The sequence below is a fragment of the Streptomyces sp. Pv4-95 genome (genome assembly GCF_045782725.1).
In the GTDB taxonomy this organism is placed as follows: domain Bacteria; phylum Actinomycetota; class Actinomycetes; order Streptomycetales; family Streptomycetaceae; genus Streptomyces.
This window is the reverse complement of the sequence record NZ_CP127172.1, coordinates 4,898,466-4,916,125: the sequence shown is the minus strand read 5'-3', so window position 1 is coordinate 4,916,125 and position 17,660 is coordinate 4,898,466. Positions and strand designations below refer to the sequence as shown.

Below are 17,660 nucleotides of genomic sequence, written 5' to 3'. Positions count from 1 at the left end.
CGCCTTTCCGTTGTTCGCTCGCTGCGCTCGTTCACCGGTGAAGCTTACGGCCGCAGACCGGCCACGGGCTCGCCCCCCGGGTGATGTAGAGCTTCTTGGCGCGGAAGGTCTGTTCCAGGGCCGGTGCGTCCTGCGGGCGGCCGGTGCCGCCGAGGCGCCGCCAGGTCGCGACGTCGAACTGGTAGAGGCCGCCGTAGGTGCCCGAGGCGTCGACGGCGTTCGGCCGGCCGCCCGCCTCGCAGTGGGCGAGCGCGTCCCAGGCGAGGTGGTCGGCGCCCCGCACCGAGGTCGGCAGGATCTTGGTGCCGATGTGCACGATCTGCGGCCGGGGCTTGCGGACGACGTGGGTGCCCAGCCGCTTCGGCTTCTCCGCGACGCCGTTGACGGTGCGCAGCCGGTAGGCGACCCGCCGCACGCCGGGGCGGCCCTGCTGGACGACGGCCTCGGTGCCCCGGGTGAGCTGCGGGTCGACCCGCTTGATCGTGCGGAAGGGGACGGACTCCTCGCGGATCTCCCTGGACCCGGTGATGCGCAGCACCGAGACGGTCTGGCCCTCCCGGGGGAAGCTGTCCTGCGGCACCGAGGTGGTGTCCTCGTCGCGCAGCGCCAGTCCGGCTTCGGCCAGGGCCTCCCGGACGGTCGCGGCGTTGGTGCGGACGCGGTATTCGCGGCCGTCGGCGAGGAAGACCACCGAGCGTTCGGTGCGTACGGCCAGCTCCAGGCCGTGCCGGTCGATGCGCCGGGAGCGGGCGAGGGAGAGGTGGGCACCCTCGGCGCGGACGCCGAGCTGGCGCAGGGCGCCGTCCACGGTGTCCGCGGTGGTCCACACCTGGCGGCGCTGTCCGTCGATGGTCAGCACCACCGGCCGGCCGTGCCGGACGACGATGTCGTCGCCGCTGCTGAGCGCGGTGCCGGGGGCGGGCGCGACGATGTCGTGCCCGCCGATGTCGAGGTCCTCGTCGTCCAGCAGGTCGTCGACGTCGTCGGCGAAGGTGTGCAGGGTGCGGGGGGTGCCGTCGACGGTGAGCCGGACGGCCTTGTCGTGGGCGATGAAGGCGGTGGTGCCGCCGGCGAGGAAGGCGACCACGAGGGCCCTGGGCAGCAGTCGGCGCAGTGCCTCGGGGGAGGTGCCGTGGCGCCGCCTGCGGCCCGTCCGGCGCGCGGCGGCGCGGCCGCCCGGGACGGGGAGGACCGGTGCGGGCCGGAGGCCGCCCGGGGACGGTGCGGGCGAGGGCCCGGTCTGCCGCGGCATCGGTCCGGGCGACCCGGAGGTGGTGCGGAGGTCGTGGCGCGGGTACGGCGCCCTCTGCACGTACGGCGACTTGACCTCGAACGACGCCTTCGCCTCGTACGGTGCCTTCACTTCGTACGAGGCTTTCACTTCGTACGGTGCCTTCGCCTCGTACGACGATCCGGTGGCGCCCGGGTTCCGGCCGCGCCGGCCGCGCGCGGCGCGGTGGCTGCTCTGCGAATGACTCACGACGCTCCACATGCCACAGATGCGGTGGACGGCCGAATGTAGCGGAGGGATGGTAACTCTCCAAAGTCGACCCGCTACACAGCGTTACTGCCGGGCATCGTCCGCCCGCTCCGGGGGCCGGTCAGCAGTCGAAGGCGCGCACCGTGTTCGCCGCGACTGCCGTGGCCATCGCGTCCTCCGTCATCCCCTTGACCTCGGCCATCGCCCGGAGGGTGACCGGAATGAGGTACGGCGCGTTGGGCCGCCCGCGGTAGGGCGCGGGGGTGAGGAACGGCGCGTCGGTCTCCACGAGCACCAGTTCGGGAGGGGCAACGGCGAGCGCATCGCGCAGCGGTTGGGCGTTCTTGAAGGTGACGTTTCCGGCGAAGGACAGGAAGTAGCCCGCTGCCGCGCAGACCTTCGCCATCTCCGCGTCACCGGAGAAGCAGTGGAAGACGACCCGCTCGGGCGCGCCCTCCTCCCGCAGGATCCGCAGGACGTCCTCGTGCGCCTCCCGGTCGTGGATCACCAGGGCCTTGCCGTGCCGCTTGGCGATCTCGATGTGGGCGCGGAAGGACCGCTGCTGGGCGGCCATGCCGTCGGGCCCGGTGCGGAAGTGGTCGAGGCCGGTCTCGCCGACGCCGCTGACGTGCGGGAGGGCGGCCAGCGCGTCGATGCGGTCGAGGGCGGCGTCCAGCGCGCTGTCGCCGCCGGGCTCCCTTGCACCCTGCCGGGACCATCCGTCCGGGTCGCCGAGGACGATCCTGGGCGCTTCGTTGGGGTGCAGCGCGACGGTGGCCCGCACGCTGTCGTGGGCGGCGGCCGTGTCCGCCGCCCACTGCGAGCCCGCGAGGTCGCAGCCCACCTGCACCACGGTGGTGACGCCCACCGAGGCGGCCTTGGCGAGCGCTTCCTCGACGGTGCCCTCCTGCATGTCCAGGTGGGTGTGCGAGTCCGCGACCGGCACCCGAAGCGGTTCGGGCAGCGGCGGCGGTGCGTCCTTGGCGGGCTTGGCCGCCTTGCCGGGTGCGGGAGTCTGGGCTTGCTGTGCCATGGCCGCGATCCTACGAGGACCGCGGCCCGCGGCTCACTTGTGGTGGTGCTGGAAGGGACGCAGCAGGTCGGAGAGGTGCCAGTGGTGGCGTCCCGCGGGCTCCGGGGTGCGCTCGGCGTCCTTCTCGGAGGCCGGGTCCGCCGCGGGCGTCTGCCCGCTCGCGCTCCCGGGACCGCGGCGCTGGTGGAGTCCGGCGATCGCTTCGGAGACCATCGAGACCTGACCGGCGCGCATGATGCGCACCACGTTGCCGCCGCAGTTCCGGCAGACGGGCTGGGTGAGGGGGGACGGCACGCGCTCGCCGTCGGCGTAGTAGACGACGTGCAGCTCGCCCTTGGCGTCGACGGGGTGGGCTATCTCGTAGGCCTGCTCCCAGCCGTGGCCGCATCGCATGCAGGCGAAGGCGTACGCCTCGTGTGCCGTGGGCTCGCTGTGCGGGGTGGGGCCGGCAGTGCTGGCGGTGGCCGGGCCGGTTTGTGCGATCTCGCTCATGTGCCGCTCCTCTTGTCCGCCGGACAAGGTCTTTGGGGACCGAACGTCGAACGTCCCACCCTCAGTGGACGCCTTTCCCGGCCGCGGCGCACCAGTCCTTCTTCCCTATTGGCCCAGATTTGGCGGGCTGTAGGGAAAAGGCCCCGCTGTGGGGGCCTTCGCTTTACCTTCCAGGCCGGTCATTTACCTTCCGGCGGGTCGGTTCGCGCCGTGGCCTGCGCGGGGACCGCGCAGGGCCGGTGCGGCGCGTCCCTAGGAATTCTTCGCGGCGCCCTTCGCGGCGTTCTTCGCTGCGACCACCGCGTCGAACACCTCGCGCTTGGGCAGTCCGGCGTCCGCCGCGACCGCGGCGATGGCCTCCTTGCGCCGCTCCCCCGCGTCCTCGCGCACCTGGACCCGGCGCACCAGCTCCTCCGGGTCGAGGTCCTGCGGCCCGGTGTCCGGGGCGCCCTCGACGACGATGGTGATCTCACCGCGTACGCCCTCCGCCGCCCACGGGGCGAGCTCGCTCAGCGGCCCGCGCTTGACCTCTTCGTACGTCTTGGTCAGCTCGCGGCAGACCGCGGCCCGCCGGTCCGCGCCGAAGACCTCCGCCATCGCGGCGAGCGTGTCGTCCAGGCGGTGCGGGGCCTCGAAGTAGACGAGGGTGCGGCGCTCGTCGGCGACCTCCCGCAGCCGGGAGCGCCGCTCGCCCGGCTTGCGGGGCGGGAAGCCCTCGAAGCAGAAGCGGTCCACCGGCAGGCCGGACACGGCGAGGGCGGTGAGCACCGCGCTGGGGCCCGGCACCGCGGTGACCTTGATGCCGCGCTCGACGGCCGCGGCGACCAGGCGGTAGCCCGGGTCCGACACGGACGGCATCCCGGCGTCGGTGACCAGCAGGACCCGCGCGCCGCCGGCCAGCGCGTCGGCCAGCTCGGGTGTCCTGGCCGCTTCGTTGCCCTCGAAGTACGACACCACCCGCCCGGTCGGCGCGACCTCCAGGGCCTGCGTCAGGCGGCGCAGCCGACGGGTGTCCTCGGCGGCGATCACATCGGCGGCGGCGAGTTCGGTGGCGAGCCGCGGCGGAGCGTCCGCGACGTCGCCGATGGGCGTCCCTGCAAGTACCAGCGTTCCAGTCACGCCCCCATCCTCCCAGCCCGTTCGGACGGCGCCGCGCCGCGAGGCACCGGAACCCGTCCGGCGGCGCGGGCGCACCGGTCCACAGGCGGTTTCCCTACGATGGGCCGGGTGACGAGTGACACCGCGGCCGACGCCGACGCCCATCGCGCCGGGGAGCCGGCCCAGCAGCCCCCGGGGTGGCAGCGGCGGCTGCGCCGCTTCGGGTACGTCCGCCGAGGTCCGGCCGATGTCCGTGAGCGGCTGGTGCCCCCGTTCCCCACGCCCGGCAAGCGGGTGTGGGCGCTGCTCGGTGCGGGCCCGGCCGCCGCCGACCGCTTCGCCCGTTGGTCGGGCTGGACCGGGCCGCTGCTGGTGGCGCTGTTCGCGGGGATCCTGCGGTTCTGGGACCTCGGCTCCCCGCGCAAGGTGATATTCGACGAGACGTACTACCCCAAGGACGCCTGGTCGCTGCTGCAGTACGGCTACGAGGGCACCTGGGCGAAGAACGCCAATGACGCGCTGATCGGGCATCCGGCGAAGATCCTGCTCACGCCCGAGCACTCGTATGTGGTGCACCCCCCGATGGGCAAGTGGCTGATCGCGGCGGGCGAGTGGGCGTTCGGCATGAACCCCTTCGGCTGGCGGTTCTCGGTCGCGCTGCTCGGCACGCTGTCGGTGCTGCTCATCTGCCGCATCGGCCGCCGGCTGCTGCGCTCGACGGCGCTCGGCTGTCTGGCGGGCGTTCTGCTGGCGGTCGACGGGCTGCATTTCGTCATGAGCCGCACCGCGCTGCTGGACCTGATCGTGATGTTCTGGGTGGTGGCCGCCTTCGGCTGTCTGCTGGTCGACCGGGACCGCACCAGAGCCCGGCTCGCGGCGGCACTGCCGGTCGACGGGGGTGGTGTGGCGCGGCCGGACGCGGACGTCGGCGACTGGCTGCGGCTGGGATGGCGGCCGTGGCGGATCGCGGCCGGGGTGTGCCTCGGCCTGTCCGCCGCCACGAAGTGGAACGGCCTGTACTACCTCGCGGCGTTCGCGCTCATGGCGGTGTTGTGGGACCTGGCGGGCCGGCGTACGGCCGGCGCCCGGCACCCGTTCCGCGCGGTGCTGCGCCGCGATGTGCTGCCCGCGTTCGGCTCCACCGTCGTCGTCGCGCTCGCCACCTACCTCGCGTCCTGGTCCGGCTGGCTCGCCACCAAGGGCGGCTACTACCGCGACTGGGCGACGAGCCCCGACGGGCGGACCGGCTCGTGGACCTGGCTGCCGGACTGGCTGCGCAGCCTGTGGCACTACCAGACCGAGGTCTACTCCTTCCATACCGGACTGACCACACCGCACACCTACCAGTCCAACCCCTGGAGCTGGCCGGTCCTCGGCAGGCCGGTGTCGTACTTCTACGAGGACCCCAAGGCCGGCCAGGACGGCTGTACGGCCGCCGAGGGCTGCGCGCGCGAGGTACTGGCCCTGGGCACCCCGCTGCTGTGGTGGGCGGCGTGCTTCGCGCTGCTGTACGTCCTCTACCGCTGGCTGTTCATCCGGGACTGGCGGGCCGGTGCGATCGCCTGCGGTATAGCGGCCGGCTATCTGCCCTGGTTCCTCTACCAGGAGCGGACCATCTTCCTCTTCTACGCCGTGGTGTTCGTCCCGTTCCTGTGCCTGGCGCTGGCCATGATGATCGGCGCGATCATCGGGCCACCGGGCTCGTCGGAACGCCGCCGCACCATCGGCGCGGTGGGCGCGGGCGTCCTGGTCCTGCTCATCATCTGGAACTTCATCTACTTCTGGCCGCTCTACACCGGCCAGCCGATCCCCAAATCGGCCTGGCACAACCGGATGTGGTTCGACACCTGGGTGTAGCGCCGCTGACGCGACGGGCCCGGCACCTCGTGGTGCCGGGCCCGTCGTCGTAGGAACGCCCTGGAACGCTGCCGTGAGAACTGTGGTTCAGCCGCGGTAGCGGGCGCGGCCGAGTGCCGCGGCGATGGTCAGCGGGACGGTCAGCACCGCGGCCGTCAGGAAGAGCCCCTGGTAGGCGTGGTGTTCCGCGGGTGCGGCGGCGAGGGTGCTGGCCAGGGCGCTGCCGACGTAGAGGGCGAGTCCGAACATGGCGACACCGGTGGCGCGGGCCGTCGGGGAGAGGGCGGTTGCCCAGGACTGGATCGTGGAGTGCATGAACGACCAGCCGCCGCCGAGCAGCAGCGCGGTCAGCACCAGCGCGGGTACCGAGCGGCTTGCGGCGGCGAGGCCGAAGGCCAGGGCCATCTGCACCCCGCCGGCCACGATCAGCCGCACCGGCGTCCACCGTCCGACCAGCCGCTTGACCATCTGGGCCGCCGACATCGAGCCCACGCCGTACAGCGCGGAGACCGCGCCGGCCAGCGTCGCCGAGGCTCCCTGGGACTCCAGGGCGGGGGCGACGTACGTCAGGAAGCCCAGCAGGACGGCGCCTTCGAGCATCGCCACGGCCATCACGTACCACTGCCAGCGGGAGCGCAGCACCACCCGGATCGGGGCGAGCAGGGAGCCGGCCGGCGGGCGGGCCGGCTCCGGCAGGCGGCGCAGGGCGACGGTCAGATACAGGGCGATCACGCCGGGGAGCGCGAAGACCAGGCGCCAGCTCACGTAGTGCGCGAGCGCACCGGCGACGACCGTGGCGACCGCGGTGCCCAGCGCGAACGCGGTCATCAGTTCACTGAGCGGCCGTTGCCGGACCGCGGCGGGCACGGTGTCGCCGACGTAGGTGATGGACGCGGCGATGGAGGCGGCGAAGAAGGCGCCGGCCGCGGCGCGGGCCACGATCAGGACGGGTGCGTCCGGGGCGAGCACCGAGGCGAGGGAGGCGACAGCCGCCCCGGCGAGCGACAGGCGCATCACCCGTACCCGGCCCAGCCGGTCGCTGGCCAGGCCCCAGACCGGCTGCATCAGGCCGTAGGCGAGGAAGTAGCCGCTGGCCGCCAGCATCACGGTCGGCAGTGAGACGCCGAGTTGGGTACCGATCAGCAGCAGCATCGGCGTGATGCAGAAGCGGTCGAAGTTGCTGACGAAGCCGGCGGTGCGCAGCAGCCGTAGTGCGGCGGCGGGTAAGCCGGGGGCGGGGGTGTCAGGGGCGCCGGTGGTGTCGGTGGCGCGGGTTTCGATGCCGGGGGCGGCGGGGTCTGTGGTGCCCACGAAAAGCTCCTCTCCGTTCCGTGCCGGCCCGCTCGGGTCCGGCACCTCCAGCCCATCACCGGGACAGCCCCTCGCCGGACCGCAGCCGATTACCCTTTGTCACACCCTGCCGGACGCTCCGCGGCGCCGGGCCAGGGAGCAGGGCAGGGGCAGGGGCAGGGGCAGGGGCAGCAGTGACAGGGCAGCGGTCACGGGGAGGAGCGGCCGGCATGCGCGGCGTCGGACCGGCGGAGAACGCACGGGCGGGTACCCCCGCCGGGAGCGGACCGGCGAGCGGCCCGCGCCGCGAGCTGGGCGCCTTTCTGCGCTCGCGCCGCGAGCGGCTCGCTCCGGACGAGGTGGGGCTGCCCGGCTCGCCGCGGCGCCGCACCCCGGGCCTGCGGCGCGGCGAGGTCGCCGAGCTGGCCGGCATCAGCAGCTCCTGGTACGCGTGGCTGGAGCAGGGCCGGGTCCGTACGTCGGAGCAGGTGCTGCGGTCGGTGGCGCGCGCCCTGCGGCTCGACGCGGACGAGAGCGCGCACGTCATGTCGTTCGTGGAGCGCGCAGAACCGGCCGGGCAGCCGCCGGGCTGGGTGTCGCGGAACCTGCTGTCGCTGGTGGAGACGCTGGCGCCGAACCCGGCCGTGGTGCTCGACCCGCACTGGGACCTGCTGGCCTGGAACAGCGGCTACGCGGCACTGCTGACCGACCCGGCCCGGCTGGCGCCCAGGCAGCGCAACCTGCTGTGGCTGGTCTTCCGCTGGCCGCCGGCCCGCACCCTGCTGGCCGAGTGGGAGGGCGAGGCGCGGAGTCTGCTGGGCCAGTTCCGGGCGAAGGCGGCCCGCCATCCGCAGGACGGCCGGTACGCCGAGATCACCGACGAGCTGCTGGAAGATCCGGACGCGGCCCGGTGGTACGAGGGCCGGGAGACCTCGGCCTTCCATCCCGCCGTGCGGCACTTCCGCCATCCGGTGGCGGGCGATCTGCGGCTGCGGTACGTCAAGCTCGCCGCCGTCGAGGAGCCGGGCCATCACTTCCTGGCCTACCTCCCCGACGACCGGGCGACGGAGACGGCGGTGGGCCGGCTCGCGGGGCAGGGGCGCGAGGGGGCGTGACGGCGGCAGGCGGTCGACGGGCCGGGCACACCGCGTGCCCGGCCCGTCGGCTCGCCGCCGCACCGGCGGTCAGCTCGTCAGTACCGCCTTCATCACCGAGCCGTCGGCGACCGCGGTGAGCGCGTCGGCGTGCTCCGCCAGCGGGAACGGCGTCACCAGGCTCGCGAGGTCGAAGCGGGCGGTCAGCGCCGGCAGCAGCCGCACGTACTCCACGAGGTGCGCGCCGGTGAAGGCCCAGGAGCCGATGACGTCCAGTTGCCGGTGGACGATCTGGTGCGGGTTGACGAGGGTGTCACCGGCGTCCGTGTACTGCCCGATGACCAGGTACGTACCGCCCCGGCGGGCCAGCGTGAGGCCCTGCCCGACGGCGGCCGGCACCCCGGCGCACTCGATGACCAGGTCGGCGCCGCCCCCGCCGGTGGCGGCCCGCACCTCGCGGAGCACCTGCTCGGGGTCGTCGGCGCCGGCGATGTCCAGGTGCACGTCGCCGATGCCGGCCGCGGCGGCCTGGGCCAGCCGTCCGGCCGGCCCGCCGACGACGATGACCTTGGCGGCCCCGGCCAGCTGCGCGAAGGCCGCCGCGGCCAGGCCGACCGGGCCGCTGCCCTGGACCACCACCACCTCGCCGAGCCGGACCGGCCTGCGCTCGTACAGGGCGTGGGCCACGGTGGGCCCCGCGCAGGCGAGCGACATGGCCGCGAGCGGGTCGGTGCCGTCGGCGACCTTGACGACGGTGGTGCCGGGCTGGAGCACGATGTGGTCGGCCCAGGAGCCGGACAGCTCGGGGCCGTCGGCGAGCGAGCGGTTGACGCCGTAGGTGCGCCGGTTCTCGCACAGGGTCGGTTCGCGGTGCAGCCGGCAGGGCGGGCAGACGCCGCAGGCGATGGAGGAGGCCCACATCACCGTGTCGCCCTCGGCCAGCGGCGCGCCCGTGGCGTCCTGGTGCGCCCAGGACCCCAACTCGCTGATGACGCCGAGACCTTCATGGCCCAGGACGAGCGGTACGGGTATGTCGAGGTGCCCCTGCCGCAGGTGCAGGTCGGTGCCGCAGATCCCGCCGTAGCCGCAGGCGACGACCATCCCGCCGTCGGGGGCCGGCGGCAGCCCGAAGGTGCGCAGCCGCAGCGGCTGGCCGAACTCCTCCAGGACGACGGCGCGTCCGGTGCGCTCGCTCATGCCGTCACCGCCCGCAGGGACTCGGAGAACGGCGCGGGCAGGACGCGCAGCGGCTCGGTGTCGCGGCACACGACGTAGTCGGGGCGCGGGTCACCGGCCGGCCGCGGCAGGTTGGCGGTGTCGTTGTAGGTGGCGATCAGCAGCCGGCGGGCGAACGGCGACATGTTGGGCGCCGAGCCGTGCACGATCTCCGGCGAGAAGAGCACCACGGAGCCGGCCGGGCCCTTGGGGCTGGTCATGCCGTGCCGGTCGACGTGCTCGGCGAGCTGCTCGGGGGTCAGCGAGATGTCGTCGGGGTCGAGGTGCTGGTCGGACTTCGCGGCGTCCGCCCGGCCCTCGCGGACGAGCCCGCCGCGGTGCGAGCCGGGCAGGAAGATGACCGGGCCGTTGAACTCGGTGACGTCGTCGAGGAAGACGCCGATGTTGACCTGCCGCGGGGCGGGCAGTCCGTCGGCGAGGCGCCAGGCGAGGTAGTCCTGGTGCCAGGCCCACTTGTCGCCGCCGAAGGCCGGCTTTGCGTTGATCTTGAACTGGTAGATGTAGACGTCGTCGGTGAGCAGCTGCTGGACGGGCGCCAGAATGCGGGGGTCGCGAACGAGCCCGGCGTACTCCGGCTGCCGCTGGTGCGAGGAGTAGACCGCGCGGACCTCCGTGCCGCCCTCCTCGGTCACGACCTGCGGGCCGGGGACCCCGCTGTCGCGCGCGAAGGCCGCCCGCAGGCTCTCCACCTCCCGCGCGTCCAGGAGGGATTCCAGCATCAGGAATCCGTTGTCGTGGTACTGGTCGACCTGTGACTGGGTGAGTCGCATGAGTGTCTTCTTCTCCTGAGGATGAGGGGAAATCCGTCGGGTCTCGGGGCGGGTCGGTCAGCCCATGAAGTGGCCGCCGTCGACGATGAGTTGCTGCCCGGTGACGTATCCGCTGCGGGCGGTCACCAGGAATTCGAGGGCGTCCGCCATGTCCCGGGCGGTGCCGAGCCGGCCCCGGGGGATGCTCTCCAGTACGGCGGCCCGCCTGTCCGGGTCGTCGAGCCGGTAGCGCTCGGTGACCTCCTCGGTGTCGGTGAAACCGGGGAGCAGTGCGTTGACCCTGATGTGCGGGGCGAGTTCGAGCGCCATGCACTTGGTGAGCTGGAGCAGTCCCGCCTTGCTCGCGCAGTAGTTGGCGCCGTCCGGGCGGGGGCGGAGGGCGGTGGTGGAGGCGATGTTGACGATGCTGCCGCCACCGGCCGCGACCATCGTGGGGGCCAGGGCGCGGCTGAGGTGGAAGGGGCCGGAGAGGTTGGTGGCCAGGACCGTGTCCCAGTCCTCCCCGGTCATGGACAGGAACGGCCGGTCGCGGTTGACCCCGGCGTTGTTGACGAGGACGCCCGGTGCGCCGTGCGCGTCGGTGATCCGTGCGCACACCGCCCGGATCTCGTCGGGGCGGGCGAGGTCGCAGCGCAGAGCCTCGATCCGCCCGTCCCCGGCCCGTACGGTCTGCCGGGCGGCGTCCTCGTCGCCGCGGTAGAGGGCGATGACCCGGTGGCCGAGGGCGGCGAGCCGCAGGCTCAGCTCCCGTCCGATGCCCCGGGTGCCGCCGCTGACCACGGAGGTCGTCATGAGGGCTCCCTGAAGTGAGCGGGCGCGGGGGTCAGTTGGCGATCAGGTCGCCGCGGATCAGCCCGGCGCCGTCGGGTACGGCCGCCGGGTCGCCGCCGAGGTCCGCGACGGCGTTGTGCTCGTCGACGAAGACGACGCTGGGGACGAAGGCGGCGGCCTGCTCGTTCTTCATGGCGGCGTAGGCGATGATGATCACTCGGTCACCGGGGCTGATGAGCCGGGCGGCCGCGCCGTTGATGCCGATCACGCCGGAGCCGGCCCGGCCCTCGATGACGTACGTGGACAGCCGGGCGCCGTTCTCGATGTCGACGATGTCGACCTTCTCGCCGGGCAGCAGGTCCGCGGCCGCCATCAGGTCGGAGTCGATGGTCAGCGATCCGACGTAGTGCAGGTCGGCCTGGGTGACGGTGGCGCGGTGGATCTTCGACTTCATCATGGTGCGGTACATGGTGTTCCTGTCCTGTGTGGTGACTGGTTGTGGTGACGGGCGTGGTGACTCGTGTGGTGGGTGGTGCGGATCGGGTGAGTCCGGCCGTTCAGCCGGGCCAGGTGGCGTAGCGGCGCCGGCCGTACAGCAGCGGGGCGGCGCCGGGCGCCGGGTCGGGCGTCTCGGTGCGCAGGACCTCGCCGATGACGACGGTGTGGTCACCGGCCGGCACCAGCCGGCTGACGCGGCATTCGGCGAGGGCGTGCGCGTCCTCCGCCAGCGCGGGCAGCCCGGTGGCGGGTGCCGGCCGCCAGGGGACGGTCCGGAACCGGTCCGCGGCCGGTCCTGCGAACGCCTCGGCGGCGCGGCGGCCCTCGCCGTGCAGGAGGTTGACCACGAAGGCGCCGCGTGCGGCGAGCACCGGCAGGGTGCTGCCGGAGGTGTTGGCGCACACCAGCAGCTGCGGCGGATCGAGGGAGACCGAGCACAGGGCGGTACACGTGAAGCCGTGGGGTGTGCCGCGCTCGTCGGCGGTGGTGATGACCGCGACGCCGCTGGGGTGGGAGCCCATCAGGGCCCGGAAGGCGTCCCGCGTCACCGTGCGCGCGTCGGCGTCGGCGACCGGGGTCACCATGCGAAGGCCCGCGCGTCGTACAGGTTGACGCCGACCGCGGCCTTGCCCAGGTATTCCAGGCACTCGTGCGGCTTGGCCGGCATGACGGAGGCGAACGACGCCTCGCGGATGAGGCGTTCCAGCGGGTGGCTGCGGCTCACGGCGGCGGAGCCGCAGATGCGCAGCGCGTCCTGGGCGAGCTGCTGCCCCACCTCCCCGACGACGTACTTGGCCGCGTGCACCATGGCGTTGGCCTCCAGGCTGCCGCGCTCCGCGTCGACCAGGTCGCCGGCCTCGTGCAGCAGCGCGCGGGCCGCCCGCAGCCGGGCGGACATCCGGCCCAGCTCCTGCTGGAGGACCGGAGAACCGGCGCGGTCGGGGGTGGCGGTGACGTGCTCGGTGGTGTGCCGGAAGAGCGCTTCGGCGATGCCGAGGTAGGCGCCGGTGTAACCGGCGATCATCCAGTGCGGCTCCCGCACGACCTTGAACAGCGACATGCCCTCGACGCCGAGGTAGAGCCGGGAGCGGGGCACCCGTACCGCGTCCAGGGTCATGGCGGCGGTGCTGGTGCCGTACATCGCCGACATGCTGTGCACGGTGCCGAAGCCGACTCCGGGGTCGTCGGCGGCGACGACGAAGTGCGAGACGTCGCCGGTGTCCTCGGTGCCGTCGTCGGCGGCGGCCGCGACGACGTAGTAGTCGGCCACGCCGGCGAGGGAGACGAACGACTTCTTGCCGGTGAGCAGGTAGCTCTCGCCGTCGTCGGAGAGGCGGTAGCGGGTCTGCATGCCGCGGAGTTTGGCGCCCCGGCCGGCCTCGGAGGTGGCGGAGGCGAACAGTTTGCGGCCCCGTACGACCTCGTCCAGCATCCAGGCGCGGAACCGCTCCGCGGCGGGCGGCAGGGCGGTGCCCGCCGCGTCGGCGAGCGCGCCGATGACGACGTGGTGCATGTTGAATCCGAGGGCGGCGGCGCCGTTGTACGTGCCGATTTCGGCCAGCACCCGCCAGTAGTCGCCGAAGCCCAGGCCGGCGCCGCCCGCCTCGCGGGGCGCGAGCAGCCCCAGGAGGCCGGAGTCGCGCAGGATGGCGTAGGTCTCGTGACCGTCGCGGCGGGCGGCGTCCACGTCGGCGGCGAGCGGGGCGAGGGCGGCGCCGGTCTCCGCGGCGAGTTTGAGGATGTCGTCCAGATGTGTCGGCAGCGTCATCGAAGTCCTCCGGGTCAGTTCTCGACGGGTAGGCCGAGTTGCCGTGCGATGCCGACCCGCAGCAGGTCGTTGGGGCCGGCATAGGTGAGTGCGGCCATGGGTCCGGCCAGGTCGGCGGTCAGTTCGGAGTCGGTGAGGAAGGCGCGTACGCCGGACAGCGCGGTGGCGTGCTCGGTGAGGCGTACGTAGTCCTCGGAGACCGAGATCTTGGTGAGGGCGGCCTCCGCGGCCAGTTGCCGGGCCGGTGTCCCGGCGTCGAGCCGGGCGGCCATGGCGTAGAGCTGGACGCGGGAGCGGTGCAGTGCCAGCGCCATGTCGCTGACGCGGGCGGCGACCTGGTGGCTTGCCCCCATGGGGCGCCCGAAGTGCTCGCGGCCGCACGCCCAGTCGACGGTCCTGGCCAGGGTGCGGTGCATGGGGCCGAGGGCGTAGCCCAGGATCACCGAGCGCTCCCAGGCGGTGGTGGAGGCCATCACCGCCAGGCCCGAGCCCTCCTCGCCGATCAGCGCCCCGGCCGGCAACCGCACGCCGTCGAAGAGGAGTTCTCCCATCGGGACGGTGGGCAGCGCGGTCTTGTCGAAGGTCTCGCCGCGGGAGACGCCCGGCAGGTCGAGGGGGAAGAGGAAGGCGGACAGCGCGAAGGGCGAGCGGCCCTCGGCGGTGCGGGCGAAGATGATCGCCCGGTCGGCGACGGGTGCGGCGGTGATGAAGGTCTTGGCGCCGTCGAGGACCCATCCGCCGCCCTCGCGCCGGGCGCGGGTGGCCATCGACAGCGGGTCGCTGCCTCCCTTGCGCTCGGTCAGCGCGTGGCAGAGCAGCACCCCGCCGTCCTGGACGTCGGCCACGGCGCGCCAGGCGTCCGGGGAGAGGGCGGCACGCAGCGGGAACTGCATGCCGAAGAGCTGCGAGGCCAGGGCGTAGCAGAGTCCGGGGTCGACGCCGGCCAGGCCGATGCCCTCGATCGTGGCGAGCGCGCGGGTGACCGGTCCCGGTGTCTCGTCGGACGGTTCGGCGAGGCGGAGCACACCGAGGTCGGCCATGGCCTGCCACTGCGCAGCGAAGTCCTTGTCCGCGACCTGTTCCCACCGCGGTGCGGCGAGGTCGCGGTAGTGGTCGACGAGTTGCTCGGTGCGCGGGTCGCCGGTGCGCAGCGGGCCGGTGGCGGTCATGCGCGGCCCTCGCCGGCGAGGGCACCGATGGCGGCCCACAGGGCCTTGGGCGTACGGAAGTTGGCGGCGACGATCTCGGTGTCGGGCAGGGTGACGCCGGCTTCCTTGTCGAGTGCGGCGACGATCTCCATGATCGCCAGCGAGTCGATCAGGCCCCTCTCCAGGAGGGGGGTGTCGGGGGTGAGGGACTGCGGGTCCTCGCCGCGGGCCCAGGTGATGCGGCGGCCGATGAGGGTGCAGAGGTCTTCGACGGTGTTCATGTGCGGCTCTCCTGAAGTGGTGCGGGGGCGGCGGCCTCGCTCAGGGCGCGGCGGTCGACCTTTCCGCTGGTGGTGGTGGGCAGGGTGGTGACGGGAACGACCCGGTCGGGCAGCATCCGCTTGGGCAGGGCGTCCCGCAGACCGGCCAGGACCTCCCGTTCGCCGGCGTCGGTCCTGGCGTAGACCCAGATCTGGCCGGCGTGCTCGCCGGCCTTGGCGACCACGGCCGCGGTGGCGACCCGGGGCAGTTCCAGGACGGCGCTCTCGATGTCCAGCAGGTCGATGCGGTGGCCGCGGCGTTTGACCTGGGAGTCGCGCCGGCCGCGCAGGAAGACCCGGCCGTCGGGGGTGAGCCGGGCGATGTCGCCGCTGGCGTAGGCACGGCGGGCGACGCCGTCGCGGAAGGTCACCGTGACGGTGGGGTCGCTGAGTTCACCGCCGCGCAGGTAGCCCTGGAAGACGGTGGGCCCGGCGATGAAGAGCTCGCCCTCGCCGTCGGTGGGCCGCCCGTCCTCGTCGAGGACGTCGAGGTGGACGCCGCCGATGCCGCGGCCGATGGTCAGTTCCTGGTCGGCGGTCCAGTCGGCGGGGACGCGGTGGTAGGTGCAGGCGTTGGTCTCGGTGGGTCCGTAGAGGTTGTAGAACGGCACCGTGTCGAGGAGCCGCAGATACCGCTCCAGCAGCGGCGTGGCGAAGGCCTCCCCGCCGAACGCGGCGATGCGCAGAGCGGGCGGCGGGGTGTCGGCGATGCCGCCCTGCTGGAGCATGCCGTGGTAGAGGGAGGGCACGGCCATGAAGGCGGTGATGCGCTGCTCGGTCAGCCAGCCGACCACATCGCGCGGGAAGGCGCGCAGCAGGTCGGGCATCAGGACGGTGCAGGCGCCCGCGGCGGCGGCGCTGAACAGGTCGAAGGTGGTCAGGTCGAAGGTGAGGGCGGCCTGGGAGCCGATCCGGTCGTCCGGGGTGAGGCCGAACTCCCCCGCGGCCCACAGGGCGTAGTGCGCGACGTTCTCGTGCGAGAGCAGCACGCCCTTGGGCCAGCCGGTGCTGCCGGAGGTGAAGAGGATGTAGCCGCCGCGGTCGGCGGGTGCGGGCAGCGGCGCCGGCCGCTGGTCGGGGGCGAGGACCCGCAGCCAGTGCAGACCGTGGGCCAGAGCGCCCTCCTCGGCCGGGTTGCCGCCGCGGGCCTGGGCCGCGGCCCGGTGGCCGGCGGCCAGCGCGCGGTCGGTGGTCACCATCAGGGAGACCCCCGCGTTGTGCAGCATGCGGGCGGTGCGCTCGGGCGGGTCGGCGGTGTCGAGGGGCGCGGTCACGGCGCCGGCCCGCAGCGCGCCGTAGAGGGCGATGACGGTGGCCGGGGTCTTGGGCGCGTAGACGCCGACCCGGTCGCCGGGCGCGACGCCGGCCTCGGCCAACTGCGCGGCCAACGCGTCGACTGCACGGTCGAGTTGGGCGTATGTCCAGCTCTCGCCCGGCCCCTCCAGGGCGGTGCGGTCGGGGTGGGTGTGCGCGGAGCGGGCCAGCAGGGCGTCGAGCCGCGGGGTGCTCGCGCCGGTCACCGTGCCGCCTCCGCGGAGGCGGTCGCCGGGTCCGGGTGCGCGGCGAGGAAGGCGAGGGTGGTGTCGATGACGAGTTCGGGGCGGACCAGGTACGGGTAGTGGTCGCAGCCCTCGGGGACCAGCCGCTGCACCGGGCCGCGTACCGAGCGCCGGACGGAGTCGAGCTGGTCGAGCGAGCCGTACTCGTCCGCGTCGCCCTGGATCATCAGGACGGGTGCGGTCACGTCGAGGTCGTCCTCGATGGACCAGTCACGGAAGCCGGGCGAGAGCCAGACCTCGCTCCACCGCTCGAAGACCGTGCGCGGTTCGTCGTGCACCAGGGCCATCTTCCTGGCGAGCGGCCCGGCTTCGTAGGAGGCGCGGGCGGCCTCGATGCCCAGCCGGTTCTGCTCCTCGAAGTACATGTGCGGCCCCATGGCGACCACCGCTGCCGCCGGGCGCACGGAGGCGTACAGCAGGGCCATGGAGGCGCCGTCGCTGTGCCCGACCAGCACCGGGCGGTGCAGGCCGAGGTCGTCCAGGAGGGCGGGCAGCACGTGGTGGGCGTGCTCGTGCATGTAGCGCGGCGTGCGCGGCAGGGGGTCGGGGCCCGAACCGCCGTTGCCGTGGCGGGAGTAGACCAGGGCGCGCCGTCCGGTCGCGGCGGCGAGCCGGGCGGGGAAGCGGCCCCAGGCCGCGATGCAGCCGAGGCCGCCGTGCAGGAACACCAGGGGCGCCAGGTCCGGGTCGCCGTCGGTGAGGACGTATTCGAGGGGACCGTTGCGCGTGTCGATTATCGGCACATCAATATCCTTCTCGGTGGTTTGCGGTATCAGAATGGACATTCCGGCGGATCCGGCCGACGGCAAACGTCGGGGCGGCGGCGCGCGGCGGCGCGCAGAAGAATCCCGGGAGTCGGCCGGAATGACGGAAAGAGATAGTTGATCGGTGAACATTTAATTGGGCAGCACTGATCCCGCCCGCACATCGCATGTCCGACGACTCGGTGCGACCCCCACGGCATTTCCGCAGGACCGGCACGGCAACGCGAGGACAGCGCGCCGCATTGCAGCCCAATTAACGGCGGCACGAGCCACCTGGGCGGCACAGGACGCCGCAAGAAAGCTTTACGGAATGATTACGGAAAGGGTGGGCGAAGAGGCGGGCGCAGCGCACCCGAAAGCCCGGCGGCAGGAGAACGGAAAGGCGCACGCAGGCGACATCGCGGCGACGCCTTCCGGAAATCGGTCAGCCGCGGCCAGGGGCCCGGCACCGCATGCCGACCGGCCTGGCCGACGGCCGCGCT

The 17,660-nt window shown here is 73.4% G+C and carries 17 protein-coding genes; 2 read left to right on the top strand and 15 right to left on the bottom strand.

What is annotated here, in order from left to right; genetic code table 11:
- Nucleotides 1-31: 31 nt before the first annotated feature.
- The 4 genes from QOM21_RS21615 to rsmI all read right to left on the bottom strand — a co-directional run bounded on the left by QOM21_RS21615 (nt 32) and on the right by rsmI (nt 4,124).
- Entirely contained in the window at nt 32-1,480 is a 1,449-nt protein-coding gene (locus tag QOM21_RS21615) for a ubiquitin-like domain-containing protein (RefSeq protein ID WP_407552396.1), read from the bottom strand.
- Between the two features lie 121 nt (nt 1,481-1,601).
- The gene (locus QOM21_RS21610) at nt 1,602-2,513 is read right to left on the bottom strand and encodes a TatD family hydrolase (protein ID WP_407552395.1); all 912 of its coding nucleotides are present in this window, start codon (nt 2,511-2,513) and stop codon (nt 1,602-1,604) included.
- A 33-nt stretch (nt 2,514-2,546) separates the two neighbouring features.
- Nucleotides 2,547-3,005, bottom strand: a complete 459-nt coding sequence (locus QOM21_RS21605; protein WP_407552393.1) for a hypothetical protein — start codon at nt 3,003-3,005, stop codon at nt 2,547-2,549.
- A 252-nt stretch (nt 3,006-3,257) separates the two neighbouring features.
- Entirely contained in the window at nt 3,258-4,124 is an 867-nt protein-coding gene (gene rsmI, locus QOM21_RS21600; protein WP_407552391.1) for a 16S rRNA (cytidine(1402)-2'-O)-methyltransferase, read from the bottom strand.
- Nucleotides 4,125-4,223: 99 nt separating this feature from the next.
- Here rsmI and QOM21_RS21595 point away from each other — a divergent pair, with 99 nt between their 5' ends.
- Nucleotides 4,224-5,960, top strand: coding sequence for a dolichyl-phosphate-mannose--protein mannosyltransferase (locus tag QOM21_RS21595; protein WP_407552389.1), 1,737 nt, complete (start codon nt 4,224-4,226; stop codon nt 5,958-5,960).
- A gap of 87 nt (nt 5,961-6,047) precedes the next feature.
- Here QOM21_RS21595 and QOM21_RS21590 read toward each other — a convergent pair whose 3' ends face one another.
- Nucleotides 6,048-7,271, bottom strand: a complete 1,224-nt coding sequence (locus QOM21_RS21590; RefSeq protein ID WP_407552387.1) for an MFS transporter — start codon at nt 7,269-7,271, stop codon at nt 6,048-6,050.
- A 209-nt stretch (nt 7,272-7,480) separates the two neighbouring features.
- On the opposite strand from QOM21_RS21590, the gene QOM21_RS21585 reads away from it, so the two are divergent.
- Nucleotides 7,481-8,365, top strand: a complete 885-nt coding sequence (locus QOM21_RS21585; protein ID WP_407552385.1) for a helix-turn-helix domain-containing protein — start codon at nt 7,481-7,483, stop codon at nt 8,363-8,365.
- A gap of 69 nt (nt 8,366-8,434) precedes the next feature.
- On the opposite strand, the gene QOM21_RS21580 is transcribed toward QOM21_RS21585, so the two are convergent.
- The 10 genes from QOM21_RS21580 to QOM21_RS21535 all read right to left on the bottom strand — a co-directional run bounded on the left by QOM21_RS21580 (nt 8,435) and on the right by QOM21_RS21535 (nt 17,157).
- Nucleotides 8,435-9,541: a zinc-binding dehydrogenase gene (locus tag QOM21_RS21580; protein ID WP_407552383.1), complete on the bottom strand. Its 1,107-nt coding sequence runs from the start codon at nt 9,539-9,541 to the stop codon at nt 8,435-8,437.
- A complete protein-coding gene (locus tag QOM21_RS21575; protein ID WP_407552381.1) occupies nt 9,538-10,350 on the bottom strand; it encodes a phytanoyl-CoA dioxygenase family protein in 813 nt (270 codons plus the stop codon). The genes QOM21_RS21580 and QOM21_RS21575 overlap by 4 nt, the downstream gene beginning before the upstream one ends.
- Before the next feature lie 57 nt (nt 10,351-10,407).
- A complete protein-coding gene (locus QOM21_RS21570; protein WP_407552380.1) occupies nt 10,408-11,142 on the bottom strand; it encodes an SDR family NAD(P)-dependent oxidoreductase in 735 nt (244 codons plus the stop codon).
- A gap of 31 nt (nt 11,143-11,173) precedes the next feature.
- Nucleotides 11,174-11,590 carry an aspartate 1-decarboxylase gene (gene panD / locus QOM21_RS21565; protein WP_393892490.1) on the bottom strand — a complete coding sequence of 139 codons (417 nt, stop codon included), beginning with the start codon at nt 11,588-11,590 and terminating at the stop codon, nt 11,174-11,176.
- Nucleotides 11,591-11,678: 88 nt separating this feature from the next.
- On the bottom strand, nt 11,679-12,203 hold the full coding sequence (locus QOM21_RS21560) for a flavin reductase family protein (RefSeq protein WP_407552378.1): 525 nt from the start codon (nt 12,201-12,203) through the stop codon (nt 11,679-11,681).
- Nucleotides 12,197-13,387 (bottom strand): acyl-CoA dehydrogenase family protein, encoded by a 1,191-nt coding sequence (locus QOM21_RS21555; protein WP_407552376.1) that lies wholly within the window; start codon nt 13,385-13,387, stop codon nt 12,197-12,199. The genes QOM21_RS21560 and QOM21_RS21555 overlap by 7 nt, the downstream gene beginning before the upstream one ends.
- Nucleotides 13,388-13,401: 14 nt before the next feature.
- Complete coding sequence (locus tag QOM21_RS21550; RefSeq protein ID WP_407552375.1) at nt 13,402-14,556, bottom strand: acyl-CoA dehydrogenase family protein; 1,155 nt, start codon at nt 14,554-14,556, stop codon at nt 13,402-13,404.
- Nucleotides 14,553-14,816 carry an acyl carrier protein gene (locus QOM21_RS21545; protein ID WP_407552373.1) on the bottom strand — a complete coding sequence of 88 codons (264 nt, stop codon included), beginning with the start codon at nt 14,814-14,816 and terminating at the stop codon, nt 14,553-14,555. Before QOM21_RS21545 ends, QOM21_RS21550 begins: the two co-directional genes overlap by 4 nt.
- The gene (locus QOM21_RS21540) at nt 14,813-16,375 is read right to left on the bottom strand and encodes an amino acid adenylation domain-containing protein (protein WP_407552371.1); all 1,563 of its coding nucleotides are present in this window, start codon (nt 16,373-16,375) and stop codon (nt 14,813-14,815) included. Before QOM21_RS21540 ends, QOM21_RS21545 begins: the two co-directional genes overlap by 4 nt.
- The gene (locus tag QOM21_RS21535) at nt 16,372-17,157 is read right to left on the bottom strand and encodes an alpha/beta fold hydrolase (protein WP_407552369.1); all 786 of its coding nucleotides are present in this window, start codon (nt 17,155-17,157) and stop codon (nt 16,372-16,374) included. The genes QOM21_RS21540 and QOM21_RS21535 overlap by 4 nt, the downstream gene beginning before the upstream one ends.
- Between the last annotated feature and the right edge of the window lie 503 nt (nt 17,158-17,660).

What these genes read in the sequence shown, in the direction of transcription:
- QOM21_RS21610 (WP_407552395.1), bottom strand. Translation starts at nt 2,513, where the DNA reads ATGGCACAGCAAGCCCAGACTCCCGCACCCGGCAAGGCGGCCAAGCCC.
- QOM21_RS21580 (WP_407552383.1), bottom strand. Translation starts at nt 9,541, where the DNA reads ATGAGCGAGCGCACCGGACGCGCCGTCGTCCTGGAGGAGTTCGGCCAG.
- panD (WP_393892490.1), bottom strand. Translation starts at nt 11,590, where the DNA reads ATGTACCGCACCATGATGAAGTCGAAGATCCACCGCGCCACCGTCACC.
- QOM21_RS21550 (WP_407552375.1), bottom strand. Translation starts at nt 14,556, where the DNA reads ATGACCGCCACCGGCCCGCTGCGCACCGGCGACCCGCGCACCGAGCAA.
- QOM21_RS21560 (WP_407552378.1), bottom strand. Translation starts at nt 12,203, where the DNA reads ATGGTGACCCCGGTCGCCGACGCCGACGCGCGCACGGTGACGCGGGAC.
- QOM21_RS21595 (WP_407552389.1), top strand. Translation starts at nt 4,224, where the DNA reads ATGGGCCGGGTGACGAGTGACACCGCGGCCGACGCCGACGCCCATCGC.
- QOM21_RS21605 (WP_407552393.1), bottom strand. Translation starts at nt 3,005, where the DNA reads ATGAGCGAGATCGCACAAACCGGCCCGGCCACCGCCAGCACTGCCGGC.
- QOM21_RS21585 (WP_407552385.1), top strand. Translation starts at nt 7,481, where the DNA reads ATGCGCGGCGTCGGACCGGCGGAGAACGCACGGGCGGGTACCCCCGCC.
- QOM21_RS21575 (WP_407552381.1), bottom strand. Translation starts at nt 10,350, where the DNA reads ATGCGACTCACCCAGTCACAGGTCGACCAGTACCACGACAACGGATTC.
- QOM21_RS21545 (WP_407552373.1), bottom strand. Translation starts at nt 14,816, where the DNA reads ATGAACACCGTCGAAGACCTCTGCACCCTCATCGGCCGCCGCATCACC.
- QOM21_RS21570 (WP_407552380.1), bottom strand. Translation starts at nt 11,142, where the DNA reads ATGACGACCTCCGTGGTCAGCGGCGGCACCCGGGGCATCGGACGGGAG.
- QOM21_RS21555 (WP_407552376.1), bottom strand. Translation starts at nt 13,387, where the DNA reads ATGACGCTGCCGACACATCTGGACGACATCCTCAAACTCGCCGCGGAG.